5 protein-coding genes and 1 pseudogene are annotated in these 6,000 nt (G+C 69.2%); 3 read left to right on the top strand and 3 right to left on the bottom strand.

Annotated features, from left to right (window positions below; translation table 11 throughout):
- Window positions 1-97, bottom strand: a pseudogene (locus tag UK23_RS54165) (ABC transporter ATP-binding protein); the annotation flags it as partial.
- A gap of 111 nt (window positions 98-208) precedes the next feature.
- On the opposite strand from UK23_RS54165, the gene UK23_RS34410 reads away from it, so the two are divergent.
- Both UK23_RS34410 and UK23_RS34405 read left to right on the top strand, forming a co-directional pair.
- Window positions 209-1,276 (top strand): sensor histidine kinase, encoded by a 1,068-nt coding sequence (locus tag UK23_RS34410; RefSeq protein ID WP_156213596.1) that lies wholly within the window; start codon window positions 209-211, stop codon window positions 1,274-1,276.
- On the top strand, window positions 1,273-1,902 hold the full coding sequence (locus UK23_RS34405) for a response regulator (RefSeq protein ID WP_045315906.1): 630 nt from the start codon (window positions 1,273-1,275) through the stop codon (window positions 1,900-1,902). The genes UK23_RS34410 and UK23_RS34405 overlap by 4 nt, the downstream gene beginning before the upstream one ends.
- 3 nt (window positions 1,903-1,905) lie before the next feature.
- Here UK23_RS34405 and UK23_RS34400 read toward each other — a convergent pair whose 3' ends face one another.
- The gene (locus tag UK23_RS34400) at window positions 1,906-2,802 is read right to left on the bottom strand and encodes a hypothetical protein (protein ID WP_231114812.1); all 897 of its coding nucleotides are present in this window, start codon (window positions 2,800-2,802) and stop codon (window positions 1,906-1,908) included.
- Between the two features lie 150 nt (window positions 2,803-2,952).
- Between UK23_RS34400 and UK23_RS34395 the strand changes: the two genes are divergently transcribed.
- A complete protein-coding gene (locus UK23_RS34395) occupies window positions 2,953-3,777 on the top strand; it encodes a hypothetical protein (protein WP_045315904.1) in 825 nt (274 codons plus the stop codon).
- 76 nt (window positions 3,778-3,853) lie between these two features.
- Here the strand turns inward: UK23_RS34395 and arc are convergent, their stop codons facing one another.
- The gene (gene arc, locus UK23_RS34390; RefSeq protein ID WP_045315903.1) at window positions 3,854-5,653 is read right to left on the bottom strand and encodes a proteasome ATPase; all 1,800 of its coding nucleotides are present in this window, start codon (window positions 5,651-5,653) and stop codon (window positions 3,854-3,856) included.
- Window positions 5,654-6,000: the final 347 nt, after the last annotated feature.

Here is a 6,000-nt window from a genome sequence, read left to right as displayed (position 1 = left end):
GGAACCCGGTCACCCGTCCAGGTTGGACGGTGAACGACAGGTCGTCCACCGCTGTCGTGTCGCCGTATCTCTTCGTCAGGTTCCGCACCTCGATCATGCGGAAGAGAGTCGGCCGTCCTGGCGTCGAGCGGATCGGACCGAGGGCCGAACTCGTGAATCGGACCGTGGTCCGAGGCGTGGCGGCCGGGTGCTCGCTAGCGTCGGCCCCGTGATCGCACGACTGCACCTCTACCTGGTCGACATCGCCGCCGCGGTGGTGATCGGCGTGCTCGTGGCGTACGCGATGGTGGAACAACGGGATCAGCCGTGGTGGCTGGTCCTGCCCTGCGCCGCCGCCGTCGCGCTGCCCGTCGCCGTCCGGCGGATCTGGCCGGTGCCCGTGCTGGCGGTCACCACGGCCGCCACGACGGCGGTGGTGATCGGCCAGGTGCTGCCGACCCAGGCGCTCGGCGCCCCGACTGCGGCGGTGTGCTTCGCGCTCTACACCGTGGCCGTCGAACGCTCCCGCACGTGGTCGCTCGCCGGACTCGTGGTCGCGGTGGTCGCGATCTCCGGCGTGTCCGGCGGCGAACCGGAGAACGTGCTGGTCGTGATCGCCGCGATGGGCGCTGTCTGGGTGATCGGCTACACGACGAGGATGCGCCGGTCGTTCCTGGAACGGGAGACGTCCCAGCGGGCCGAGCAGGCGCTGTCCGACGAACGGCTGCGCATCGCCCGCGAACTGCACGACGTGGTGGCGCACAACCTTTCCCTGATCGCCGTGCAGGCCGCCAACGCCGCACACGTGCGCTCACCCGAGCACGCCTACGAGGCTCTGGACGTCATCTCCTCGACGAGCCGTGCCGCCCTGACCGAGATGCGCGGGCTCCTGGGCGTGCTGCGCTCGGACGCGGACCTGGCGCCCTCCCCCGGTCTCGACGGGCTGGCCTCATTGGCCGATCGCGCGTCGCTGGCGGGCGTGCGGGTCTCGTTGGAGGTGCGCGGGGACGCCGCTGTGCCGGAGGGGGCCGGGCTGTCGGTGTACCGGATCGTGCAGGAGGCTCTGACCAACGTCGTGAAACACGCGGCACCGGCCTCGTGCACCGCGGTCGTCTCCGTGACGCCCGAGTCGGTGCGCGTCGAGGTGACCGATGACGGGCCGGGGGTGCGGGAGTTGGGCGAGGGACACGGGTTGATCGGGATGCGCGAACGGGTCGCGGTGTACGGCGGCACGTTCAGCGCGGGCCCCGGTCCCGACGGCGGCTTCCGGGTCGTGGCGGAACTGCCGATCCGATGACCCGTGTGCTGATCGCCGACGACCAGGCCCTGCTGCGGGCGAGCTTCCGGCTGCTCGTCGGCAACGAGCCCGACCTGACCGTGGTGGGCGAGGCCGGTACCGGTGCGGAAGCTGTTGCCCTGGCTTCTTCTTCGGCGCCAGACGTCGTGCTCATGGACATCCGCATGCCGGAGATGGACGGCATCGAGGCCACCCGGCTGCTGGACGGCCCTCGCGTGCTGGTGCTGACGACGTTCGACCTGGACGAGTACGTGTTCGGCGCTTTGCGGGCCGGTGCCTCGGGTTTCCTGCTGAAGGACACGCCGCCGGCCGAGCTGCTGGCCGCGATCCGCGTGGTGGCCGCGGGCGAGTCGTTGCTGTCGCCGTCGGTGACGCGCCGGCTGATCTCGGAGTTCGTCCGGAAGCCGTCGTCTCCGGTGCTCAAAGGCCTCGAAGTGCTGACCGAGCGGGAGAAGGAGGTGCTGCAGCTGATCGCACGCGGGCTGTCCAACGCCGAGATCATGGCCGCGCTGCACGTCAGCACGGGCACGGTGAAGACGCACATCGGGAACCTGCTGGCGAAGCTGCACGCCCGCGACCGCGCCCAGCTGGTGATCGCCGCGTACGAGTCCGGCCTCGTGGGTTAGGGCTCACTTCAGCCCGGGAACGACGACGCTGAGCACGCTGACGGCGAGAGGCGCGAGCAGGCCGAAGGCGGCGGTGAGACTCTTCGCGACGGTCACATCCGCGCCGAGGACGCCGATGAGCCTCGTTCGGCCGTCGACCCACTCCGCGGTCGGGCGGGCGTCGGCGGGCAGCGGATAGCACTGATCCACGAACATCATGCAGCGGGTGCGCCACGCCACGAACGTGGGCACGTAGAGCAGCAGCGAGATCGCGGTGAACAGGGCACCGTAGAGCAGCACCCACTCGGGCGGGAACTTCTCCGGCGGGACACCGGTGGCGAGGAACGCCCTGCGCTGAGCACCCGAGCCGACCACGGCGATGGTGATGATCGTCGCCAGCACGGTCAGGCACACGCCGACGGCGCGCCGGCAGCCGATCAGATCGGCGAGCACGGCGTCCGCTCGGGTCGGCGGGTTCGTCGGCGCTGACAGCGCCCGCGAGATCCGTTGCAGCCGCGTGTTGACCAGCCACAGGCCGAGCACCGTCGGCGCGGCCGCGGTCAGTGCGACCACGACCAGCACCCGCGACACCGCCAGCGCCGCGGCCGGCCGCAGCTGCGTGATCGGCCCGCGACCCACCCACAGGAAGGCCACGATCGCCGCGGCGAACGCGACGTAACACAGCAGTGGGCCGAGGCCGCGCGCGCCGGCCTCGCGCCAGCCGGTCGCGAGCTGAAGGGCGTGGAAGAACAGGAACACGAAGACGACCGCGGAGCCTGCGATCACAGCCGACCAGACGCCGAACTCGAACGCCCCCGCACCATCCGGCGACACGATCGCGTTGACGAGAAAGGCCAAGCCGGTGAACGCGCCGAGCCCGCCCGCGGCGGTGATCGCAGGCCAGGACCAGTGTTCTCGCAACGCCAATCCCCTCTCCGCGAGCCCATCGCGTCGAATGTTCCTCCGCGGCGCGCATCCGGAACAGCGGATTCGCCGTTACGGGTCAACGGGCATCCTGCCCCGGCTAACGTGGCGGGGTCCGGCGATCAACCGACTGACGGAGCGACGACGATGCGCCGTGTCCGATGGGACGGTGTGCTGCCCGACCTCACCACGGGCAGTCCGCGCCAGCAGGCCTGGGCGGTGGACATCCGCAACCGGTACGTCCGCGCACGCTGGGGCGACAAGTGGCAGTTCGCCATGTCCGACATGGACTGGGCACGGCTCACCTCACTGGTGGACGCCAAGTGGTGGATCGACCACCGCGACGACGTCGCGCAGGCCTTCGAGAAGCAGGAACCGCGGCAGGAACGCCGCAGGCCCGAGCAGTACTGGCCGCCCGACCTCACCGCCCGCACGCCCGAGGACCGGCGCAAGGCCATGAAGATCCGGCAGGCGCTGATCGACAGCCGGTGGGGCCGCAAGATCCCGCCGGCGGTGCAGGAGGCGCTGAACCGGCTGACGGACGCCGACTGGTGGCTGCGCAACAAGGTGGGCGACGGCCGTCCGATGGCGATCGACCGCGCTTTCGGCGACGAACTGCCGGAACACGACCGCAGGATGATGGCACTGCCCAAAGGGCCGTACGTGCCTCCGCATCCCGGCCCGTGCGAGGAGCAGCCGGACTACGTCGTGACGCACGCCGCCGCCAAGAAGATCGCCACCGAACACGGCGACCTGCGACTGGCTCCGCGGCCGATGGACGTTCCCGTCGAGCAGCGCGACTCCTGCTGCTTCTCGAGGGGGTGGCGTGCCGGGGAGGCCGAGGGCAAACAGCTCTGGATCAGCCGCAAAGCCGCCGAGCTCCGGCGCGGCAACCCGCGAGGGACCGGCGCGGACGAGGAGGCCCGGCTGGCCATGTGGCGGATGGAGCGCCATCTGGACGGCCACGGCTGACCATCCTCGCCCTGTCCGCCCGGAACACGAAACCGCCCCGGCCGAGATGACCGGGGCGGTTTCGTTTCGAGCCGTCCTACAGGTAGGTGCCGGTGTTCGTGGCCGTGTCGATCGCGCGGCCGGCGTCCTGGTTCTTCCCGGTGACGAGCGTGCGGATGTAGACGATCCGCTCGCCCTTCTTGCCCGAGATGCGAGCCCAGTCGTCCGGGTTCGTCGTGTTCGGCAGGTCCTCGTTCTCGGCGAACTCGTCGAGGATGGCGGCCTGCAGGTGCCGGACGGAGAGTCCGGGCTGCTTGGTGTCCAGCAGCGACTTGATCGCTGCCTTCTTCGCCCTGTCGACGATGTTCTGGATCATGGCGCCGGAGTTGAAGTCCCGGAAGTACAGGACCTCCTTGTCACCGTTGGCGTAGGTGACCTCCAGGAACCGGTTGTCCTCGGACTCCTCGTACATGCGCTCCACGGTGTGCTGCACCATGCCCTCGATGCAGGCCTTCGGGTCGCCGCCGAACTCGGCGAGGTCGTCGGCGTGCAGCGGGAGGTTGGGCGTCAGGTACTTGTTGAAGATGTCCTTCGCGCCCTCGGCGTCCGGTCGCTCGATCTTGATCTTCACGTCGAGGCGGCCGGGGCGGAGGATCGCCGGGTCGATCATGTCCTCACGGTTGGAGGCGCCGATGACGATGACGTTCTCCAGGCCCTCGACGCCGTCGATCTCGGCGAGGAGCTGGGGCACGATCGTCGTCTCGACGTCGGACGACACACCGGAACCACGGGTGCGGAAGATCGAGTCCATCTCGTCGAAGAACACGATCACCGGAGTGCCGTCGGACGCCTTCTCACGAGCCCGCTGGAAGATCAGGCGGATGTGCCGCTCGGTCTCACCGACGAACTTGTTGAGGAGCTCGGGGCCCTTGATGTTCAGGAAGTACGACTTGGCCTGCTTGTCCGTCTCGCCGCGGATCTCCCGCACCTTCTTGGCCAGCGAGTTCGCCACCGCCTTGGCGATGAGCGTCTTGCCGCAGCCGGGAGGGCCGTAGAGCAGCACGCCCTTGGGCGGGCGCAGCTCGTACTCGCGGAAGAGGTCGGCGTGCAGGAACGGCAGCTCCACGGCGTCGCGGATCTGCTCGATCTGCCGGGAGAGGCCACCGATGTCGCTGTAGTCGATGTCCGGGACCTCCTCGAGCACGAGGTCCTCGACCTCGGCCTTGGGGACCCGCTCGTAGGCGAAGCCCGCCTTCGAGTCGACCAGCAGCGAGTCGCCCGGCTTGAGCGGCGAGTCGAGCAGCGGCTGGGCGAGCCAGACCACCCTCTCCTCGTCCGCGTGGCCGACGACCAGCGCCCGCGCGATCGTGTCCTCACCCTCGTCGTCGGTGAGCACCTCCCGCAGTGCGCAGACCTCACCCGAGCGCTCGAACCCGCCGGCCTCGACGACGGTCAGCGCTTCGTTGAGGCGCAGCGACTGGCCGAACGACAGCTTCTCCGGCTCGACCGCCGGGGACACGGCGACCCGCATCCGGCGGCCGGACGTGAAGACGTCGACCGTTCCGTCGTCGAAGCGCGCCATGAAGACGCCGTACCCGCTGGGGGGTTGGGCCAGCCGGTCGACCTCCTCACGCAGCGCGAGCAGTTGGCTTCGTGCTTCGCGGAGGGTGTCTATGAGCTTCGTGTTTCGCTCGGTCAGCTGGCTGACGCGCTCTGTCGCCTCAGCCAAGCGCTGCTCGAGCAACCGCACGTGGCGCGGTGACTCGGTCAGCTTGCGACGCAACGACGCGATCTCGTCCTCGAGGAACCTGATCTGCGCTGTCAGCTCAGCAGAATTGTTGCCCTGGTTCAGCTCGCCACCCTCATCGGGTTGGCTGCCGGGATGACCGTGCTGCATGTCGGCACCCTCCTCCCGTGTTCGTACCGATTACGGTACCGGCGATCACCGACAAAATCGTGTACTCACAACATCATCTTCGCTCGTGTGACGCAACGGTCCAGCCTCCAACAGAGGTCAACTGCTCCATCTCGGTGTTCGGTGGAACCACCTACCCGCTACGGTGCGTCCCAGAAACCGCGACCGGCGTTTCGTCCTGTGACACGCCGATCGACCTGCGAGAAGTCCGAGGAGAGGGTCATGGGAGCACCCGGCCGGGCGCCCGCTCCCCACGCTCCGCGACCACCCTCGGACGACCGCGAACACGTCTGGTACGGCTCTCGGCCCGGCTACGGGCGCCAACACGC

This window comes from Lentzea aerocolonigenes (assembly GCF_000955955.1).
Taxonomy (GTDB): Bacteria; Actinomycetota; Actinomycetes; order Mycobacteriales; family Pseudonocardiaceae; genus Lentzea; species Lentzea aerocolonigenes_A.
Note: the sequence above shows the minus strand (reverse complement) of the source record. Positions and strands in the feature narration are given on the sequence as shown.

What these genes read in the sequence shown, in the direction of transcription:
- UK23_RS34395 (WP_045315904.1), top strand. Translation starts at nt 2,953, where the DNA reads ATGCGCCGTGTCCGATGGGACGGTGTGCTGCCCGACCTCACCACGGGC.
- arc (WP_045315903.1), bottom strand. Translation starts at nt 5,653, where the DNA reads ATGCAGCACGGTCATCCCGGCAGCCAACCCGATGAGGGTGGCGAGCTG.
- UK23_RS34405 (WP_045315906.1), top strand. Translation starts at nt 1,273, where the DNA reads ATGACCCGTGTGCTGATCGCCGACGACCAGGCCCTGCTGCGGGCGAGC.